Genomic DNA, 18876 nt, shown 5'->3' with positions numbered 1-18876 from the left:
TACCAAGTTGCCAGATCCGTTTTCCCAGCGCGTGAGGCGTTATACGTTGCATGTGATTGACCCGCATATTGTCGACCGTCGTGTCAGGCGCGATTAGAAAGGCGAAACGTTGAGGAAGAAGCGCTGCAGCCAGCCCATGTGCTGCGCTTCGTTAATGTAACCATCCCCCACATACTCAATCCGCGCGTCGGCGACCTGGGTAGAAGGAACGGTATTTTGCCCGCTGACGGTACGGGGGTTCACCACGCCCGAGAAGCGAATAAACTCGGTACCCTGATTGATGGCAATCTGTTTCTCACCGCGTACGCGCAAGTTACCGTTGTTCATGACTTCCAGTACCGAGACAGTGATGGTGCCGGTGAATGAGTTATTGGCCTGAGAGCCTCCTCCGCCTGAAAAGTCGCTTTCACCATCAACCTCAAAACCATACTCGGCCAGTGTTTCCAGGGCATCCGGTAGTGCACCAAACTCCAGACTCGCACTGCCATCGCGATCGGCATTGGACGCCGAGTTTTTGCTGGCACTGACCTCTTCATCAAGAATAATGGTCAGAATATCGCCAACGGACCTTGGGCGGCGGTCTTCAAATAACGGCTGGTAACCCCGACGCGCCTGGTAGATAGAGCCATTGGGAACCGGCGGGGGGCGATCGACAATATTGATCTGTTCCTGTTCGCCCACCACCGACGCCCTGGGTATTTGAGCACAGCCAGCGACCACCAGCAGAAAGAACGCCAGCCCTGCCAGCGCAATGCTTCGCAAACTACAATGTCGTTCCAGCATGAACCCAACCTGTCAGTAAACGTCGTTACAGCTGACCTAAACGCGCCAACATTTCATCGCTGGTCGAAATGGCCTGGCTATTGATTTCGTAAGCGCGCTGGGTCTGGATCATATTGACCATTTCTTCGACCACATTGACGTTCGACGTCTCTACGTAACCTTGAAACAAGCGCCCAGCTCCGTTCATGCCCGGCATATTCTGATTAGGCACACCGGAAGAACCAGTTTCCTGATAGAGATTGCCACCCATGCTTTGCAGACCAGCGGGGTTAATGAAGGTGGCGACGTTAATCTGACCAATCTCATTAGCCTGATTGTCCCCCGGCTGGCGTACGCTAACCGTACCGTCTTCGCCCACGCTCACCGAGAGCGCGTTTTCCGGGATGAAAATCGCAGGCTCGATGGGGTAACCATTGGCCGTGACCATCTGGCCATTTTCATTCAGCTGAAAGCTGCCATCACGCGTATAAGCGGTATTGCCATCGGGCATAAGAACCTGGAAGAAGCCATCCCCATTGATCGCCAGGTCGCGGGAGTTTTCGGTTTGTTCCAGTCCGCCCTGAGTGTGCAAGCGCTCTGTGGCGACCGCGCGCACACCGGTACCCACCTGCATACCGGATGGCAGGCGATCCTGTACATTATTCTGCGCGCCTGGCTGACGCATATTTTGGTATAGAAGATCTTCAAATACCGGACGTGAGCGCTTGAAACCATTGGTGCTGACGTTGGCCAGATTATTGGAAATCACATCCAGCTTGGTTTGCTGAGATTCCAAACCGGTTTTGGCCGTCCACAAAGACGAAATCATAAAAAACCCCTCTTGGCTGACAACGGTTTATCAGCCCTGAATCGATAACATGCTGTTGGCGCGCTGGGCATTTTCGTCCGCCGAGCTCAGCATTTTCATTTGCATATCGTAGCGGCGCGCTGCGTCAATCATTGTCACCATGGCGTCAACCGCGCTGACGTTACTACCTTCCAGCGCGCCACTGACCAGTGTCGCGTCTTCATCGGCTGCTAGTGCCCCCGGCTCGCCTTCTTCATTCGGGGGGGCGCGGAAGAGTCCGTCTTCACCGCGGGTGAGTTCGCCCTCTGCTGGCGTCACCAGCTTGATGCGACCGACATTCACCAGGGCTTCTGGACCCTCGCCCTGGGGAATCGCACTGATGGTGCCATCGGCACCAATGGATATTTGCGACCCCTGGGGTAGCGCGATAGGGCCTCCGTCACCCACCACCGGCCGACCAACGCTCATCAAGATACCGTCGCTGTCGACCTGGAGGTCTCCACGCCGCGTATAGGTTTCAACGCCTTCGCCGTCCTGCACGGCCATCCAGGCATCCCCCTGCATGGCGACGTCAAGCGTGCGCCCGGTGCGCTCTATCGGCCCTTGAGAATAATCGGTGCCCGGCGTGGTGGTCACGGCAGACGTGCGGGTAGACAGCAAGGCGTCACCTTCCACAGGCACAGAGCGCGCTGCCTGCAGTTGGGCGCGGAAACCCGATGTGGCAACGTTCGCCAGGTTATTACTCACCACCGACTGCTGGTCCATCGTATGCTTGGCGCCGCTCATGGCGGTATACAGCATTCTATCCACGACCTTGCTCCCTTAAATCCGTCAGCCGTTACAGGTTGATGATGGTCTGCAGCAACTCATCCTGGGTACTGATGGTCTGCGAGTTGGCCTGGTAGGCACGCTGGGCGACGATCATGTCGACCAGTTCCGCGGCCATGTCCACATTGGAGGTTTCAACCGCGCCAGGCTCAATAAGACCGCGCTGGCCAGTGCCCGGCGCACCTACCAATTCCTGGCCTGAGGAGCCGGTAGCGGTCCACAGATTTTCGCCATTGGGGCTCAAACCTTCAGGGTTACGGAAACTCACCAGAGCAACCTGGCCAGCCGCGCGCGATTCCTCGTTGGAGTAGTTGCGCATGATCGAGCCGTCGTCTTCGATGGTCACACCCACCAGCGAGCCAGAGGTATAACCATTCTGAGACAAGTCATTAACCGTAGAGCTATTGGCAAACTGGGTGGTATTGGCGAAATCAATCTCGATCTGCTGACTGGTCAATGCGCCGCCGCCACCGAACTCACTAGCTGCGACATTATTACCGTCCGCATCACGAATATCATCCGGTGTATCAAGATTAAGCTCAAATGCATTGAAGTTATTGTTTAGGCGCCCGTCCGTCGTGAAGTCAAAATTTATCGGATCACCATTTTGATTATTCCCGCTCCCAATATCGGTGAAAGCATAATTAGGTGCGCCAGCAGGCCCCCCCGATATCCGCGCATCAACTCGCCACTCATTGGCAGCAGTCTTGGTAAAATAAGTAGTTAGGTTACGAGCATTCCCTTGGGAATCGTAAATCGTACCGTTTGTAGAATACGAATATTGACTCGAATCAAGACCGTTAGCTACCGCCTCTGCATCGATACCCGCGGTCACTGGATCAATTACTTCTTCTTCAGCATCCAGATTAAGGGAAACATCCAGCTCAGTGGTGGCACTTGCTGCAATATCTCCAGCATCAACGCTAAGCGCTTCAACGTCACCGCCGCCCTGGATATTGCCCTGATCATCCGCCGGGTAACCCATGATCTGTGCGCCCTGGGCGTTTACCAGGTCGCCGTTGGCCGTCATGGTCAGTTGGCCATTGCGCGAGTAGCCGATTTCGCCGTTGGGCTGCTGAAAGCGGAAGAAGCCTTCGCCAGCAATCGCCAGGTCCATATTGCGGTTCGATGATTCGATATTGCCCTGGTTGAAATTCTGCAGCACGGAAGAGGTTCGTGTACCCAGACCAATGCGCGACTCAGCGTAAACATCGGCGAACTGTACGCTCGAGCTCTTGAAGCCGACCGTTTGCGAGTTGGCGATATTATTTCCGACGGCACCCAGCTTGTCTTGCTGGGCATTCAGGCCACTTAACGCTTGTGAAAAACTCATGATAGTCCCCTGCTAAATCGATCAATAAGTAATGGTTCAGAGAATTTGTTTGACTTGATCAAGTGTCACTTGGCCGTATACAGCACCGAGGTCAAGGCGAACTTCTTCACCCGATTCGGCGGGCGTCACACCCTGAACAAGCGCATAATTGAGCGCTTTGGATTCAAGTGCTTCCCCTTCGGCATTGGTCGCTTTAAAGCTGACGTTGTACGACCCCTCAGCGACGGCAGCTCCGTCATTATTCAGGCCACCCCAGCTGAACGACTCGACGCCCGCACTAACACCCTCAATGTTCTTGGTATAGACGACTTCACCGGCATTACTGGTCACGGTAATCTCGACATTATCCGCTGGCTTATCCAGCTCGATACCAAACGGGGTGGCATAGCTGTTGCCGTCTTCATCAGTGTTGACCTTTACCTGGTTACCCGGTACCAGCACGGCATTACCGATTAACCCGGAGGCTTGTAACATTTGAGAAGCATCCATCTGCTTGGTAATGCCACTGAGGGTATCGTTCAACTCCTCAATGCCGCTGACCGTATTGATCTGAGCCAGTTGGGACGTCATCTCCGCATTTTCCATCGGATTCATCGGGTCCTGATTTTCCAACTGGGTAATCAGCAGGGTCATGAAACTCTCACGCAGCTCCGCCGACTGACTGGCCGGCATTCCGCTAGAGCCACCGCCGTTGACATTGCTAAGTACACTTGTATCGATATTCATGGTTTACCCTTCACCCAGCGAGAGTGTTTGCATCATCATCTGTTTACTGGTGTTAAAGACCTCGACGTTGGCTTGATAAGAGCGTGAGGCTGAAATCATGTTGACCATCTCATGAACCGGTTCAACATTGGGCTTGGCGACGTAGCCATCCTCGTCTGCAGCGGGGTGGTTGGGCATGTACTCAAGCCGTAGTGGCGAATCATCCTCCACGACCTCAGTGACACGCACGCCCCCCACGCCATAGCGTGAATTATTGGCTTGGGATTCGAACATGACCTGCTTGGCCCGATACGTCTCGCCGTCTGGACCTGCCACGCTATCGGCATTGGCCATGTTGCTGGCGGTGACATTCATGCGCTGCGACTGAGCACTCATGGCGGAACCTGCGATATCAAACGCAGAAAACATTGACATAACTACCTCCTAACCGGTTCGGGCCAGTTTATTCTGGCTGCATGGCCGTTTTTAGCCCTTGAATCCGGCTATTCATTATCGTGAGAGCTGCTTGATAGCGAACTGCATTGTCGGCGAATTGCGAACGCTCACGGTCCATTTCAACGGTATTGCCGTCCAGGCTGGGCTGGCTTGGGGTCCGGTAAAGCAGATCCGCATTATTACCGGCCGTTCGTGCAGGCCCTTCGCCGGCCAGATGCCGATCCGAGGTCCGCGACAACGCCAGGCCCCCGCCATCATTGCCCTGTGCACGCTGACCGCCGTCAACGGCTTTTTTCAATTCGCTGGCAAAGTCGATATCCCTGGCTTTGTAATTCGGGGTATCGGCATTGGCAATATTCGCCGCAAGCACTTCATGCCGCGCCTGACGCAGCCCCAGCGCCTGCTGGTGGTAATTCAAAGAAGCTTCTAATTGGTCGATCATGCCAACCCTCGCTTACTGAGAGGCAAAATAGGATTTGTTGATGGTGGAGAATACGCCGACGCCTGTCAGCCTAAAGCATGAAACAACCTTCGTTTCACCCAGCATTTCTCGTGATAGCTATCGGGCTTTTTCGTTAGAATCATGGTTAACTTATATCTGCCTCTTTCGTTGAGCACCCGCCTCCATGCGTCAATTGCCGCTTAATTCTGTACCAATCCCTCTGCTACGTTGGGTGTATCGCCTGATTGTGGTCAGCCTGGCGGCATTGGCGGCCCTGCCTTTCGCCAACGCGTCAGATACCAAGCATGACGCGCTAATGGAAAGCGTGCATCAGTTCCTCTATAGAGAAACACAGGCCCTGGGTAACGAAGTGGTTATCAATCTGCGCCCCCCTTCTCCCCACCTTTCCGTCTGCACCAACCCCGACCCGTTCTTGACCAACCCGAATGAGGCGCCACTTGGACGCGTTTCCGTGGGGGTTCGTTGCGGCACCGATAGCCAGCAAGTTCGCTATCTGCAGGCAGAAATCGACGTCATCGGCAGTTACACGATTGCCGCTGTCAACATCGAACGCGGCCGTCAAATCACTCCTGACATGCTGGGCGAAAAAACCGGCAATCTAGGCGACTTACCCTCACGAGCTATCACTCAACCCGATGACATCGTGGGTAAGGTCGCCCGCCAACCAATCGCTAGCGGGACAACGATTCAATCACATTTTATTCAGGCGCCTCTTCTCGTTGAACGAGGCCAGCGGGTTAAGGTCATAGCTGAAGGAGATTCTTTTCGCGTATCCCGCGAAGGGGAGGCTCTCAATAATGGCGCTATGGGCGAAGAAGTCAGAGTGCGCTTTGGTTCTCGCGAAGTGATGTCCGCGCGTGTGGTCGAGCGCGGAACTCTGATGGTCGATTTTTAATTAAATGGCTAAAGTTTCACCCAACGACGCCGATAGTCCACGTAACACGCGCATCGCGCTCTAAACGTTGACGATGAGGCACACAACGTGAAAATTGATAACGTCAATAATCAGCCACTTCGCTCCAATCATGCCCAGCAGCGTGATGAAACCCAGAAGGCGGCGAATTCAGCATCTACCATGTCAGGTGCTGAAGCAGAGGGCTCAACACGCATCAGCACGATGAGCGCCGACGAATCGCATGATATCGACAGCGCGAAGGTTGAAAGCATTCGTGATGCTATTCGTGATGGACGCCTGGAAATCCGGGCTGATCGTATTGCTGATGGCTTGATTGCCAATCTTCGAGAAACCCAGGAGTAATTTATGAGCCTCGCCAGCTTGTTGACCGATCAGCATCAGCGCCTTGATGCGTTGATATCACTGCTGGGCAACGAGCAGACTCTGCTAACTCAGGGGGACATCGACGGCAATGCGCTGGCTGACGTTGCCCATCAAAAACAGCAATTGCTCACTGAGCTTGAGCGTATTGAAACCCTCCGGCGTAGCGTACAAAAACGCCTAGGGTACGAGGATGGTGCTCAAGGTGCCAAAGCTGCCGCTCGCGATGCTAGCTGCACTGACACATGGAGCCGCTTGCTCGAAAAAAGCGAACGTGCCGCCCGCATGAACGCGTTAACAGGTGAAATGCTTTCCCTTCGCATGAAGCATAATCAAAAGATGCTTGATTATATTCGGCAGATTGCTGAGAAGACGCTTTACAACCCGGATGGTCGTAATTCAGCCCAACCGGGTCGCATCAATGCTTCAGCTTGAACAATACTTGTATCAAGCGCTACTAAAACTAGACAACCCCTCTGCAAGATACTTCAATAGGTAACATTACGTTCCCTTATGGAGTAGCTGCATGCTTCCTTTCCTACCCGAAAAGTTTACTGCTGTCGTTATCGGCGCCAATGGCGGTATTGGCAACGCCATCGTTAACACCTTGCTAGGCAATAGCCAGATAGGGCGTCTCATAGCGGTTAGCCGTGCACCTTTTCATTCAAATCACCCTGACGTGGAATCCGTGGTTGCTGATGTCTCGACATCATCTGGGCGTGAGGTCCTATCACAGCACCTGGATGGCCGACCTATACATCTTTTGTTTAATGCGATGGGGATACTTCACGACCAGGCAAGTGGTATCCAGCCTGAAAAACGGCTTGAACAGCTCAATGAAGACACTATAGCCCATGTCATGCACATTAACGCAGTGACACCAGCGCTTTTGCTCTCGTCACTAAAACCGTGTTTACAAGGTAAGCATCCTTCGATCATCGCCAGCCTGTCGGCTCGTGTAGGTTCAATTGGAGATAATGGCTACGGGGGCTGGTATAGCTATCGAGCCAGCAAGGCGGCTCACAACATGTTGATGAAAACAGCTGCCGTCGAGCTTTCACGTCTTAACAAGCAATCTATCGTGTTATGCCTTCACCCTGGCACTACCGACACAACGCTTTCAAAGCCCTTTCAAGCGCGTGTTCCCTCCGAAAAGTTATTTCACCCTGCCTTTGTTGCCGATCAATTGATCAGCGTAATAGCCAAGCGCACACCTGAGGACACCGGCAGCTTCTGGGACTGGGCTGGCAAACCTATTGAATGGTGATTGTTTATTTTTCTTTCACACAAACAAAAACCCCCGAGCACGATGTGCTCGGGGGTTTCTGCGGGATAGGTGCCTGACGATGACCAGAGCGGCGCTCCGGCACTCTTCATGGGGAGACCCCTAAACAAAAAACCCAGCCGATTGGCTGGGTTTTCTGCGGTATAGGTGCCTGACGATGACCTACTCTCGCATGGGGAGACCCCACACTACCATCGGCGCGAAGCGGTTTCACTGCTGAGTTCGGCAAGGGATCAGGTGGTTCACGCTTGCTATGGTCGTCAGGCGTAACTTTAAATGCATATCATGCTGTGTTTTGTGTGCGTCTCCTACCAAGCCCTGTGTCATCACCACTTGGCTCAGTACGCGTATCCGGTTCTCTGCGTGTCTTCACACGCGTCGTTATCATCACGACCAGACCCCTTGGGTGTTATAGGGTCAAGCCTCACGGGCCATTAGTACACGTTAGCTCAACGCCTTGCAGCGCGTCCACACCGTGCCTATCAACCAGCTGGTCTCGCTGGGCCCTTCAGGAGGCTCTAGGCCTCAGGGATGTCTCATCTTGAAGGGGGCTTCCCGCTTAGATGCTTTCAGCGGTTATCCCGTCCGCACATAGCTACCCGGCAATGCCACTGGCGTGACAACCGGAACACCAGAGGTGCGTCCACTCCGGTCCTCTCGTACTAGGAGCAGCCCTTCTCAAACATCCAACGCCCACGGCAGATAGGGACCGAACTGTCTCACGACGTTCTAAACCCAGCTCGCGTACCACTTTAAATGGCGAACAGCCATACCCTTGGGACCGACTTCAGCCCCAGGATGTGATGAGCCGACATCGAGGTGCCAAACACCGCCGTCGATGTGAACTCTTGGGCGGTATCAGCCTGTTATCCCCGGAGTACCTTTTATCCGTTGAGCGATGGCCCTTCCATACAGAACCACCGGATCACTAGAACCTGCTTTCGCACCTGCTCGACGTGTCTGTCTCGCAGTCAAGCACCCTTATGCTCTTGCACTCATTGCACGATGTCCGACCGTGCTGAGGGTACCTTCGTGCTCCTCCGTTACGCTTTGGGAGGAGACCGCCCCAGTCAAACTACCCACCACACACTGTCCTCGATCCGGATAACGGACCTGAGTGAGAACGCCAATGATGCCAGGCTGGTATTTCAAGGCTGGCTCCACCCGAACTGGCGTCCGGGTTTCTAAGCCTCCCAGCTATCCTACACAGGCAACATCAGCGTCCAGTGTGAAGCTATAGTAAAGGTTCACGGGGTCTTTCCGTCTAGCCGCGGGTACACCGCATCTTCACGGCGATTTCAATTTCACTGAGTCTCGGGTGGAGACAGCGTGGCCATCATTACGCCATTCGTGCAGGTCGGAACTTACCCGACAAGGAATTTCGCTACCTTAGGACCGTTATAGTTACGGCCGCCGTTTACCGGGGCTTCGATCAAGAGCTTCGCCTTGCGGCTAACACCATCACTTAACCTTCCGGCACCGGGCAGGCGTCACACCCTATACGTCCGCTTACGCGTTAGCAGAGTGCTGTGTTTTTACTAAACAGTTGCAGCCACCTGGTATCTTCGACCGGTTCTCGCTGAAGCCGCGAGGGCTCTCACAATACGCCGGCGTGCCTTCTCCCGAAGTTACGGCACCATTTTGCCTAGTTCCTTCACCCGAGTTCTCTCAAGCGCCTTGGGATTCTCACCCTGACCACCTGTGTCGGTTTGGGGTACGGTCGCACATGATCTGAAGCTTAGAGGCTTTTCCTGGAAGCGTGGCATCGATGACTTCAACACCGTGGTGTCTTCGTCTCGTCTCTCGGCCTTGAGCGCCCGGATTTACCTGAGCCCTCAGCCTACCGACTTTCACCAGGACTACCAACGCCTGGCTCACCTAGCCTTCTTCGTCCCCCCATCGCAATCATGTCCGGTACGGGAATATTGACCCGTTTCCCATCGACTACGCCTTTCGGCCTCGCCTTAGGGGCCGACTCACTCTGCTCCGATTAGCGTCGAACAGAAACCCTTGGTCTTCCGGCGAGGGAGTTTTTCACTCCCTTTATCGTTACTCATGTCAGCATTCGCACTCGTGATACCTCCAGCGAACTTCTCAATTCACCTTCATCGGCGTACACGACGCTCCTCTACCGCTCACACCTAAGTGTGAACCCGTAGCTTCGGTACCTGGTTTAGCCCCGTTACATCTTCCGCGCAGGCCGACTCGACTAGTGAGCTATTACGCTTTCTTTAAAGGATGGCTGCTTCTAAGCCAACCTCCTAGCTGTCTGAGCCTTCCCACATCGTTTCCCACTTAACCAGGATTTCGGGACCTTAGCTGACGGTCTGGGTTGTTTCCCTTTTCACAACGGACGTTAGCACCCGCTGTGTGTCTCCCACGCTCGCACTCACCGGTATTCGGAGTTTGCCTCGGGTTGGTAAGTCGGGATGACCCCCTAGCCGAAACAGTGCTCTACCCCCGGCGGTGATACGTGAGGCGCTACCTAAATAGCTTTCGAGGAGAACCAGCTATCTCCGAGCTTGATTAGCCTTTCACTCCGATCCACAAGTCATCCAAATCTTTTTCAACAGATCCTGGTTCGGTCCTCCAATTGATGTTACTCAATCTTCAACCTGCTCATGGATAGATCGCTCGGTTTCGGGTCTATATCCAGCGACTGTGTCGCCCAGTTAAGACTCGGTTTCCCTACGGCTCCCCTATGCGGTTAACCTCGCCACTGAATATAAGTCGCTGACCCATTATACAAAAGGTACGCAGTCACAGAACAAGTCTGCTCCTACTGCTTGTACGCACACGGTTTCAGGATCTATTTCACTCCCCTCTCCGGGGTTCTTTTCGCCTTTCCCTCACGGTACTGGTTCACTATCGGTCAGCCAGGAGTATTTAGCCTTGGAGGATGGTCCCCCCGTCTTCAGTCAAGGTTTCTCGTGCCCCGACCTACTCGATTTCACATGATCAGACTTTCGACTACGGGGCTATCACCCGCTACGGCCACGCTTCCCAACGTGTTCGGCTAGTCAGTCTCATGCTTAAGGGCTGGTCCCCGTTCGCTCGCCGCTACTGGGGGAATCTCGGTTGATTTCTTTTCCTCAGGGTACTTAGATGTTTCAGTTCCCCTGGTTCGCCTCCCCCACCTATATATTCAGTGGGGGATACTCATCTGATGATGAGTGGGTTTCCCCATTCAGAAATGCCCGGGTCACAGGTTGTTTGCCACCTCGCCGAGCCTTATCGCAGGCTTCCACGTCTTTCATCGCCTCTGGCTGCCTAGGCATCCACCGTGTGCGCTTCATTGCTTGACCCTACAACCCGAAGGGGTCTGGTGTCTCGCAATGATAACGATTGCCGGATACGCTTGAGACGTATCACAAAACAATTACGTATAAACGTCTTAAAAAAACGTTCATGTCAGCATGATATACATTGTTAAAGAGCGACTGCTATGCGCAGTGATAAGCGGATGCTTTGCTCACATTAAAAGGAAAAAAAGGTCTTTTCTCTTTTTTAACGTGAAGAAAACGCTTATCACTGCGTATCGACAGCTATCTGATCAGGTAATTCATTGTGAGCGCTTACCGCGAGGATGATGCATCGTTTAAGGAGGTGATCCAGCCGCAGGTTCCCCTACGGCTACCTTGTTACGACTTCACCCCAGTCATGAACCACACCGTGGTGATCGCCCTCCAACGTTAGGCTAACCACTTCTGGTGCAGTCCACTCCCATGGTGTGACGGGCGGTGTGTACAAGGCCCGGGAACGTATTCACCGTGCCATTCTGATGCACGATTACTAGCGATTCCGACTTCACGGAGTCGAGTTGCAGACTCCGATCCGGACTGAGACCGGCTTTAAGGGATTCGCTGACTCTCGCGAGCTCGCAGCCCTTTGTACCGGCCATTGTAGCACGTGTGTAGCCCTACCCGTAAGGGCCATGATGACTTGACGTCGTCCCCACCTTCCTCCGGTTTGTCACCGGCAGTCTCCCTAGAGTTCCCGACCGAATCGCTGGCAAATAGGGACAAGGGTTGCGCTCGTTACGGGACTTAACCCAACATTTCACAACACGAGCTGACGACAGCCATGCAGCACCTGTCTCTGCGCTCCCGAAGGCACCAAGTGATCTCTCACAAGTTCGCAGGATGTCAAGGGTAGGTAAGGTTCTTCGCGTTGCATCGAATTAAACCACATGCTCCACCGCTTGTGCGGGCCCCCGTCAATTCATTTGAGTTTTAACCTTGCGGCCGTACTCCCCAGGCGGTCGACTTATCGCGTTAACTTCGCCACAAAGTGCGCTAGGCACCCAACGGCTGGTCGACATCGTTTACGGCGTGGACTACCAGGGTATCTAATCCTGTTTGCTACCCACGCTTTCGCACCTCAGTGTCAGTGTCAGTCCAGAAGGCCGCCTTCGCCACTGGTATTCCTCCCGATCTCTACGCATTTCACCGCTACACCGGGAATTCTACCTTCCTCTCCTGCACTCTAGCCTAATAGTTCCGGATGCCGTTCCCAGGTTGAGCCCGGGGCTTTCACAACCGGCTTATCAAGCCACCTACGCGCGCTTTACGCCCAGTAATTCCGATTAACGCTTGCACCCTCCGTATTACCGCGGCTGCTGGCACGGAGTTAGCCGGTGCTTCTTCTGCGAGTGATGTCTTTCCTGCCGGGTATTAACCGACAGGCGTTCTTCCTCGCTGAAAGTGCTTTACAACCCGAGGGCCTTCTTCACACACGCGGCATGGCTGGATCAGGGTTGCCCCCATTGTCCAATATTCCCCACTGCTGCCTCCCGTAGGAGTTCGGGCCGTGTCTCAGTCCCGATGTGGCTGATCATCCTCTCAGACCAGCTACGGATCGTCGCCTTGGTGAGCCATTACCTCACCAACCAGCTAATCCGGCATAGGCTCATCCAATAGCGGGAGCCGAAGCCCCCTTTCTCCCGTAGGACGTATGCGGTATTAGCCTGGGTTTCCCCAGGTTATCCCCCACTACCGGGTAGATTCCTATGCGTTACTCACCCGTCCGCCGCTCGTCAGCATCCAGCAAGCTGGACCTGTTACCGCTCGACTTGCATGTGTTAGGCCTGCCGCCAGCGTTCAATCTGAGCCATGATCAAACTCTTCAGTTTACAATCATTGTAATCCTTACTTGTCACTCGAAAGTAACAAAAGCGGATCAAACTTGGCTCAAGGTTTTCAAACGTTCTCTCAAGATCCGAAGACCTTGGACGAGTCGCTTGCCTTGATAATTGGTGATTTATCACCCTCATCGGCAAGCGCCCACATGAATTACCTGATCACATTATTAAAGAGCGTTTCGCTTGCGGGCCTTAAAACCTGACGTGGCCGCTGCTAAGCGAGGAAGGCGTATTCTACGCACTTTCCAATGTTTGTCAACGGCTGTTTGGCAGAAGCGAAGGAAATGTTTAACTCAACTTTCCTTCCTGCTATTTGCCTAACTTACTGACAAACCGAGGTTTTTACACCTCATTCACCGCTGGCAACGCCTGGCGTCCCCGGCAGCGGATGCGTACTTTACGGCTTTGCTGACGAGGACGCAAGGGATTATACGAAAAAGTTTTATGGCTAGACACTATCCGCCGTGAAAGCGCTTCGGCGACAGGCCAATTGGCGGTTACACTAGCGGCATTTACTTTATTGCCGAGGTCCGTGATGAGCCAGCGTCAGCACCTGTTAACTGTCGATTCATTAAATCGCGAACGCGTTGACCATTTACTGCGCATTGCCGCACGTATGGAGCCGATTGCACAGCGCCGCCAGGTTACCCGTGTTTTAGAGGGGGCAGTTCTTGGCAACCTGTTTTTTGAGGCCAGTACGCGTACCCGCGTGAGCTTCAATGCCGCCTTTTGCCGGCTGGGCGGCAGCGTGTGCGACACCACCGGCTTTACCTTTTCGTCGATGGCCAAGGGAGAGTCGCTGTACGATACCAGCCGCGTGATGAGTGGGTATTGCGACGCCATTGTCATGCGCCACCCGGACCAGGGGTCTGTGGCAGAATTTGCTGCGGCGACAAATGTCCCTGTGATCAACGGCGGCGATGGTCCCGGTGAACACCCCAGCCAAGCGCTACTGGATATCTACACCATCGATAAAGAGTTTCAGCGCTTGGGTAAATCACTGAGCGGTGCCCACATTCTGCTCACCGGCGATTTAAAGTACGGCCGTACCGTGCACTCTCTGATCAAGCTCTTGTCACTCTACGGACCGCTACGCATTACCCTGGTATCGCCGCCGGGCCTTGAAATGCCTGCACAACTGGTAGACCTCGTCACATCTCGTGGCCACCGTATTGAACAGCGCAACTCGCTGGCCAGCGACTTCTCGGATTTGGATGTGGTGTACGCTACCCGGATTCAGAAGGAGCGCTTTACCGACGAGATGAACGAGAGTTTTCAGGGCCTTTCGAATGACTTTATGGTTAACCGCGATTTCCTGGACCAGCGCTGTAGCGACAACACCATCGTCATGCATCCGCTGCCCCGCGATAGCCGCCCTGGAGCAAATGACTTGAACGTGGATCTAAACGGCGATCCTCGGCTAGCCATCTTCCGCCAAACCGATAACGGCATTCCCATGCGCATGGCCATCTTCGCAACGCTACTTGAGGTTGACGAGCTGGTTGAAAAGGAAATGCGCCCCGTACGTTGGTTTGTCCCCGCCCAGACGGGCACGCTCGACCGTTAGCCTACCTTCAGCGGGATATGCGCCCACCGGGAAGTCCTTCCTGGTGGGCAAACCAGCCTTCCAGAATCAACACCGCGGCGATACCGTCGACACTCTCTTCACGGTAGTTGCCACGGTGTCCCGCCGCGCGGGCGATGTGCTTCGCTTCCTGGGTAGAGCCACGCTCGTCGACCATTTCACAAGGTTTACCGAAGCGCCCGTGAAGTCGATTACCGAACTTGCGCGCGCGAAGGCTCATGGCCGACTCGGTGCCATCCATATTGAGCGGCAAGCCGACAACAAACAGATCGGGTTGCCACTCCTTGACAAGGCGCGTCACCAGCTCCCAATCGGGAATACCGTCGCGTGCGGTGAGAGGAGCAAGCTCACGAGCACTGTTCAGCATCTCATTGCCGACAGCCACGCCAATGCGCCGTGTACCAAAATCAAACGCCAGCACAAGGCGCTGACCGCTTTCAGTCATTATTCTCAACCATCAGGCGTGGCCTGCATCACGGGTCATCAGGTTAAGATCCACCCCGAGAATGCCTGCCGCCGCGGCGAGGCGTTCGGCAGGTGGCGTATCAAATAGTACGGATGCCTGACCCTCCACCGTCAACCAGGCGTTTTCTTTTAACTCTTCTTCAAGCTGCCCCACTTCCCAGCCGGCACAACCCAGGCAGACCAGAAACTGTTCAGGGCCTTCACCGTTCGCCAATGCCTGCAAGATATCCATCGACGTCGTGAGCGAAATGTTGTCTTCAACCTGAAGGCTGGAATCCCATGCCTGACTATCCCCGGTATGGAGAATAAAGCCGCGATCTTTATGCATCGGCCCACCGTAATACACCGGCGAGTTGCGGTAGGGGCTATTATCTCCCCCTAATTCCAGTTGCTCGAAGAGCGCATCGAGGGTGATCTCCAAGGGGCGGTTGGCAATCACACCCATGCAACCATTGTGATCATGGTCGCACAGGTAGATCAGGCTCCCCGCAAAATTGGGATCGTCCTGGTGCGGCATCGCCATCAAGAAATGATGCTTTAAACTTTGCATGCGTCTCCTGCGGCCAACTGACAACATCAGCCAGCCTAAAAAATCAGTAAATAAGTCGCGACAGAGCAATAAAGAGCCGCTTATGCAGCAAGGCGACGTTCTATGGCGTCCAGCAGCAACCCTGCGATATCCGTGCCACGCTGATCGTCGATTTCGCGCACGCAGGTGGGGCTTGTCACGTTAATCTCGGTAATATAATCGCCGATCACATCCAGACCGACGAACATCAATCCTTTTTCGCGGATCATGGGCTGCACTTGCTCAACAAGCCACTGGTCTCGCCTGGTCAGCTCGCGACTCACGCCGCGCCCACCGGCAGCCAGGTTACCGCGTGTTTCCCCCGCTGAAGGAATGCGGGCCAGACCATAGGGTACCGGTTCGCCATCGACTAGCAGAATCCGTGTGTCGCCTTCCTTGATGGCGGGCAGATAACGCTGCGCCATGATCTGGCGCTGGCCGCGCAGGGTAAGCTGCTCGATCACGGCACCGATATTGCGCCCCTCGGGACCAATGTGAAAGATACCGGTACCGCCCATGCCATCCAATGGCTTGAAGATCACATCGCCATGCTCGGCGTGAAAGGCGCGCAACACGTCGGCCCGGCTGGCCACAAGCGTCGGCGCGCAGCACTGCGGAAACTGCTGGGCAAATAGCTTTTCATTACACTGCAACAGGGCATCTGTCGGATTGACAATCAACACGCCCTCTCGTTCAGCAAAGCCGAGCAGATGAACCGCGTTGGTAAAATCCGCATCCACCGGCGGGTCTTTGCGCATCAATACCGCGTCAAGCTCATTGATCGGCCGGGCTGAGGGTTCACCCAGTTCATACCAATGCGCGGGATCTCGATAAACCGTCAGCGGTCGCATGCGCGCGTATGCCTGCCCTGCATTCAAGAAAAGATCTTCCTGCTCCATGTAATGCAACGTATAGCCGCGGTCCTGGGCCGCCCATAGCATCGCCATGGTGGTATCTTTCTTGTAAGCGATGTCGCTGATGGGATCCATCACGACACCAAGGTGCAATGTTGACTGACTCATCGGGGCACAATCCATACATGAACATATAGGTGGGCAGTATGCCGCACTGCTTCTCAGGCTCCAACCGCGAGACGTATTACTCGCTGAGCGCACCGGGCACTAGGCGTATGGCGTTAGGCTCAAGCGTAATCAGCTGTTGCTTGTAAAGTCGCCCAATCGCCTGCTTGTAGGCGCTCTTGCTCACACCCAGCCGCGCCTTGATATCGTGAGCGGTACTTTTATCCCCCAATGCCAGGTAACCGCCGCTCTCGCGCAGCGCCTTGAGCACTTGGTCACCTACCACGTCCAAGCGGGCAGCGCCGGGCGGCAGCAGCGAAATATCCACCCGTCCGTCTTCACGACGCTGCTTGACATACCCTGTTAACGACTGGCCGCGACGCAGCGGCTGGCTGATATCGTCCTGGTAGATCAACCCCCAATAGCGGTGATTGACGACGACTTTCATGCCCAGATCGGTGCGGTCGGCGACCACTACGGCCACTTGGTCACCCGTATCCAGTGCCCAGGCATCATCGGTTAAAAACCGATCCAGGCGCATGGTGGCCACGGGCCGCCCCTGATCGTCGCTATACAGCATAACCAACACGCGTTTGCCGGGGTCGGGGCGAAAACGCTGCTCGCTGTAGGGCAGCAGCACATCCTTGGAGGGCCCCCAGCGCAAAAAGGCGCCAGTGTTGTTCACCGCGGTAACGGTTAAGTAGGCCACTTCACCCAGTTGAGCAGATGCATCGCTGGCGGGTCGGGAGGAAGAGTGAGGCTCACGGACCATGGGTGCCGTCCTTACAATAAATAGGCTTTCATTATGGGGGCTTGGTAACGCAAGGCAAAGTAGTAGAGAGGAAGGCTTACAAATCGCCTAGGTAATGCTGAAGAAGGGTTAACGCCACCACCGGCGCCGTCTCCGTACGCAAAACCCGTGGGCCGAGTGTTAGCGGTTTAAAGGCAGCATTTTGGGCGGCATCAATATCACTCTCGCTCAAACCGCCTTCCGGGCCGATAAGCAATGCAGCCGACGTGGGACGGTCTTGGCGATCGAAGGCATGGCCAGTCGCCAGATGCAGCATTAAACGCAGCGGCTCCTGGCGCGCCTCAAGCCATGCCTTGAGGGTGATGGGCGGGTTGACCGGCGGCACGAACGCACGCCCGCTCTGCTCACAGGCGCTGGCAGCCACCGCCTGCCAATGGGCCAGCTTTTTGGCTTCCCTGTCGCCTTTAAGGCGCACATCACCCCGCTCGGTATACAGCGGAGTGATGGCAGACACGCCAAGCTCGACGGCCTTCTGAATGGCATAATCCATCCGGTCGCCTTTGGAAATTGCCTGGCCTAGATGCACGGCCAGCGGCGATTCACCGTTACCCGGCCAAACAGCCTCAATACCCACCGTTGTCTGCTTGCGGCCTACGTCGACAAGGCGCACACCCGCCTCATGGCCATTGCCATCGAACAGCACCAGGGGCGAGCCTTCACCCAACCGCAACACCCGTGTCACATGTCGCGCAGGGCCTTCCGGGAGCACCACCTCATCGCCTGGGCGAAACACCCCGGGGACATAAAGGCGCGGCATTTTCCCGTGCCGGGCGTACCAGTCGGTCGCCAACATCATTTAGTGCGTATTCGCTTCAGCCTGGTCAGCTTGTTGTTTCTCGCGTTGCTTACGCTGCGCGTACATCGCTTCAAAATTCACCGGCGCCAGCATCAGCGGCGGGAAGCCACCACGGTTGACCAGATTATCCACGCATTCGCGGGCGTAGGGGAACAGCAGGTTCGGGCAGAAGGCACCCAAGGTTTGATCCAACTGGGCACCTTCGATACCGGAGATACGGAACAGGCCTGCCTGCTCAACTTCCGCCAAAAAGGAAGTCGTACCGGTTTCTTTGTCGTTAACCTGCGCCGTCACTTTAACGACCACTTCATACTGGTCATCGGCAATTTTTTTGCTACTGGTATTAAGGTCGAGGTTGACCTTGGGCTTGAACGCGTCCTGGAACACCGACGGCGAATTGGGCGCTTCAAACGAAATATCTTTTACGTAAATACGTTGCAGCGAAAATTTGAGCTGCGGTTTGTCGTCGGCTTGCGCGCCAGCCTGCGGGGTGTTGTTATCTTCCGCCATGTGAGAACTCCTCGTTGTTGATGCAATAGTCAGTGCAATCGTTCATGCAATAAGTAACGTGCGTAT

At 54.8% G+C, this 18876-nt stretch carries 18 protein-coding genes and 3 rRNA genes; 5 read left to right on the top strand and 16 right to left on the bottom strand.

Annotation, left to right across the window (positions count from 1 at the left end; genetic code table 11):
• Nucleotides 1-93 precede the first annotated feature (93 nt).
• Genes IT895_RS00305 through flgB form a run of 7 tightly spaced genes read right to left on the bottom strand, consistent with a single transcriptional unit; the run spans nucleotide 94 to nucleotide 5334 of the window.
• Complete coding sequence (locus IT895_RS00305; RefSeq protein WP_199284405.1) at nucleotides 94-783, bottom strand: flagellar basal body L-ring protein FlgH; 690 nt, start codon at nucleotides 781-783, stop codon at nucleotides 94-96.
• A 25-nt stretch (nucleotides 784-808) separates the two neighbouring features.
• Nucleotides 809-1591, bottom strand: coding sequence for a flagellar basal-body rod protein FlgG (gene flgG / locus IT895_RS00300; protein WP_199284404.1), 783 nt, complete (start codon nucleotides 1589-1591; stop codon nucleotides 809-811).
• 30 nt (nucleotides 1592-1621) lie between these two features.
• Nucleotides 1622-2380, bottom strand: a complete 759-nt coding sequence (gene flgF, locus IT895_RS00295) for a flagellar basal-body rod protein FlgF (RefSeq protein WP_199284403.1) — start codon at nucleotides 2378-2380, stop codon at nucleotides 1622-1624.
• Nucleotides 2381-2408: 28 nt separating this feature from the next.
• Nucleotides 2409-3731 (bottom strand): flagellar hook protein FlgE, encoded by a 1323-nt coding sequence (flgE, locus tag IT895_RS00290; protein ID WP_199284402.1) that lies wholly within the window; start codon nucleotides 3729-3731, stop codon nucleotides 2409-2411.
• 36 nt (nucleotides 3732-3767) lie between these two features.
• Nucleotides 3768-4457 carry a flagellar hook assembly protein FlgD gene (locus IT895_RS00285; RefSeq protein ID WP_085917535.1) on the bottom strand — a complete coding sequence of 230 codons (690 nt, stop codon included), beginning with the start codon at nucleotides 4455-4457 and terminating at the stop codon, nucleotides 3768-3770.
• Nucleotides 4458-4460: 3 nt separating this feature from the next.
• Nucleotides 4461-4871 carry a flagellar basal body rod protein FlgC gene (gene flgC / locus IT895_RS00280; protein ID WP_066318863.1) on the bottom strand — a complete coding sequence of 137 codons (411 nt, stop codon included), beginning with the start codon at nucleotides 4869-4871 and terminating at the stop codon, nucleotides 4461-4463.
• 28 nt (nucleotides 4872-4899) lie between these two features.
• The gene (gene flgB / locus IT895_RS00275) at nucleotides 4900-5334 is read right to left on the bottom strand and encodes a flagellar basal body rod protein FlgB (RefSeq protein WP_199284401.1); all 435 of its coding nucleotides are present in this window, start codon (nucleotides 5332-5334) and stop codon (nucleotides 4900-4902) included.
• 184 nt (nucleotides 5335-5518) lie between these two features.
• Between flgB and flgA the strand changes: the two genes are divergently transcribed.
• The 4 genes from flgA to IT895_RS00255 all read left to right on the top strand — a co-directional run bounded on the left by flgA (nucleotide 5519) and on the right by IT895_RS00255 (nucleotide 7898).
• Nucleotides 5519-6250, top strand: coding sequence for a flagellar basal body P-ring formation chaperone FlgA (gene flgA / locus IT895_RS00270; protein WP_199284400.1), 732 nt, complete (start codon nucleotides 5519-5521; stop codon nucleotides 6248-6250).
• An 87-nt stretch (nucleotides 6251-6337) separates the two neighbouring features.
• Complete coding sequence (gene flgM / locus IT895_RS00265; protein ID WP_199284399.1) at nucleotides 6338-6613, top strand: flagellar biosynthesis anti-sigma factor FlgM; 276 nt, start codon at nucleotides 6338-6340, stop codon at nucleotides 6611-6613.
• 3 nt (nucleotides 6614-6616) lie between these two features.
• Nucleotides 6617-7066 carry a flagella synthesis protein FlgN gene (locus IT895_RS00260; protein ID WP_199284398.1) on the top strand — a complete coding sequence of 150 codons (450 nt, stop codon included), beginning with the start codon at nucleotides 6617-6619 and terminating at the stop codon, nucleotides 7064-7066.
• A gap of 91 nt (nucleotides 7067-7157) precedes the next feature.
• Nucleotides 7158-7898: an SDR family NAD(P)-dependent oxidoreductase gene (locus tag IT895_RS00255; RefSeq protein WP_199284397.1), complete on the top strand. Its 741-nt coding sequence runs from the start codon at nucleotides 7158-7160 to the stop codon at nucleotides 7896-7898.
• Nucleotides 7899-8065: 167 nt separating this feature from the next.
• Here the strand turns inward: IT895_RS00255 and rrf are convergent.
• The 3 genes from rrf to IT895_RS00240 all read right to left on the bottom strand — a co-directional run bounded on the left by rrf (nucleotide 8066) and on the right by IT895_RS00240 (nucleotide 13047).
• Nucleotides 8066-8181 (bottom strand): 5S ribosomal RNA (gene rrf, locus IT895_RS00250).
• 148 nt (nucleotides 8182-8329) lie between these two features.
• Nucleotides 8330-11221, bottom strand: a 23S ribosomal RNA gene (locus IT895_RS00245).
• Nucleotides 11222-11515: 294 nt separating this feature from the next.
• Nucleotides 11516-13047: ribosomal RNA gene (locus IT895_RS00240) — 16S ribosomal RNA — on the bottom strand.
• Together the 16S, 23S and 5S rRNA genes form the textbook arrangement of a ribosomal RNA operon.
• Nucleotides 13048-13546: 499 nt before the next feature.
• Between IT895_RS00240 and IT895_RS00235 the strand changes: the two genes are divergently transcribed.
• Nucleotides 13547-14623: an aspartate carbamoyltransferase gene (locus tag IT895_RS00235; RefSeq protein WP_085919126.1), complete on the top strand. Its 1077-nt coding sequence runs from the start codon at nucleotides 13547-13549 to the stop codon at nucleotides 14621-14623.
• A gap of 7 nt (nucleotides 14624-14630) precedes the next feature.
• On the opposite strand, the gene ruvX is transcribed toward IT895_RS00235, so the two are convergent.
• From ruvX to secB, 6 genes are all read right to left on the bottom strand, one after another.
• The gene (gene ruvX, locus IT895_RS00230; RefSeq protein WP_085919127.1) at nucleotides 14631-15086 is read right to left on the bottom strand and encodes a Holliday junction resolvase RuvX; all 456 of its coding nucleotides are present in this window, start codon (nucleotides 15084-15086) and stop codon (nucleotides 14631-14633) included.
• A 12-nt stretch (nucleotides 15087-15098) separates the two neighbouring features.
• Nucleotides 15099-15656, bottom strand: coding sequence for a YqgE/AlgH family protein (locus IT895_RS00225; protein ID WP_085919128.1), 558 nt, complete (start codon nucleotides 15654-15656; stop codon nucleotides 15099-15101).
• A gap of 80 nt (nucleotides 15657-15736) precedes the next feature.
• Nucleotides 15737-16696, bottom strand: coding sequence for a glutathione synthase (gshB, locus tag IT895_RS00220; protein WP_085919129.1), 960 nt, complete (start codon nucleotides 16694-16696; stop codon nucleotides 15737-15739).
• A gap of 76 nt (nucleotides 16697-16772) precedes the next feature.
• Nucleotides 16773-17465 (bottom strand): CvfB family protein, encoded by a 693-nt coding sequence (locus IT895_RS00215; RefSeq protein WP_085919130.1) that lies wholly within the window; start codon nucleotides 17463-17465, stop codon nucleotides 16773-16775.
• Between the two features lie 76 nt (nucleotides 17466-17541).
• Nucleotides 17542-18297, bottom strand: a complete 756-nt coding sequence (locus IT895_RS00210; RefSeq protein ID WP_085919229.1) for a 16S rRNA (uracil(1498)-N(3))-methyltransferase — start codon at nucleotides 18295-18297, stop codon at nucleotides 17542-17544.
• 3 nt (nucleotides 18298-18300) lie between these two features.
• Nucleotides 18301-18810, bottom strand: a complete 510-nt coding sequence (gene secB, locus IT895_RS00205) for a protein-export chaperone SecB (protein WP_085919131.1) — start codon at nucleotides 18808-18810, stop codon at nucleotides 18301-18303.
• Between the last annotated feature and the right edge of the window lie 66 nt (nucleotides 18811-18876).

Origin of the sequence: Halomonas sp. A40-4 (genome assembly GCF_015767635.1) — a bacterium.
GTDB classification, from domain to species: domain Bacteria; phylum Pseudomonadota; class Gammaproteobacteria; order Pseudomonadales; family Halomonadaceae; genus Vreelandella; species Vreelandella janggokensis.
The sequence above is the reverse complement of the archived record's forward strand: the minus strand, read 5'-3'. Positions and strand labels throughout refer to the sequence as shown.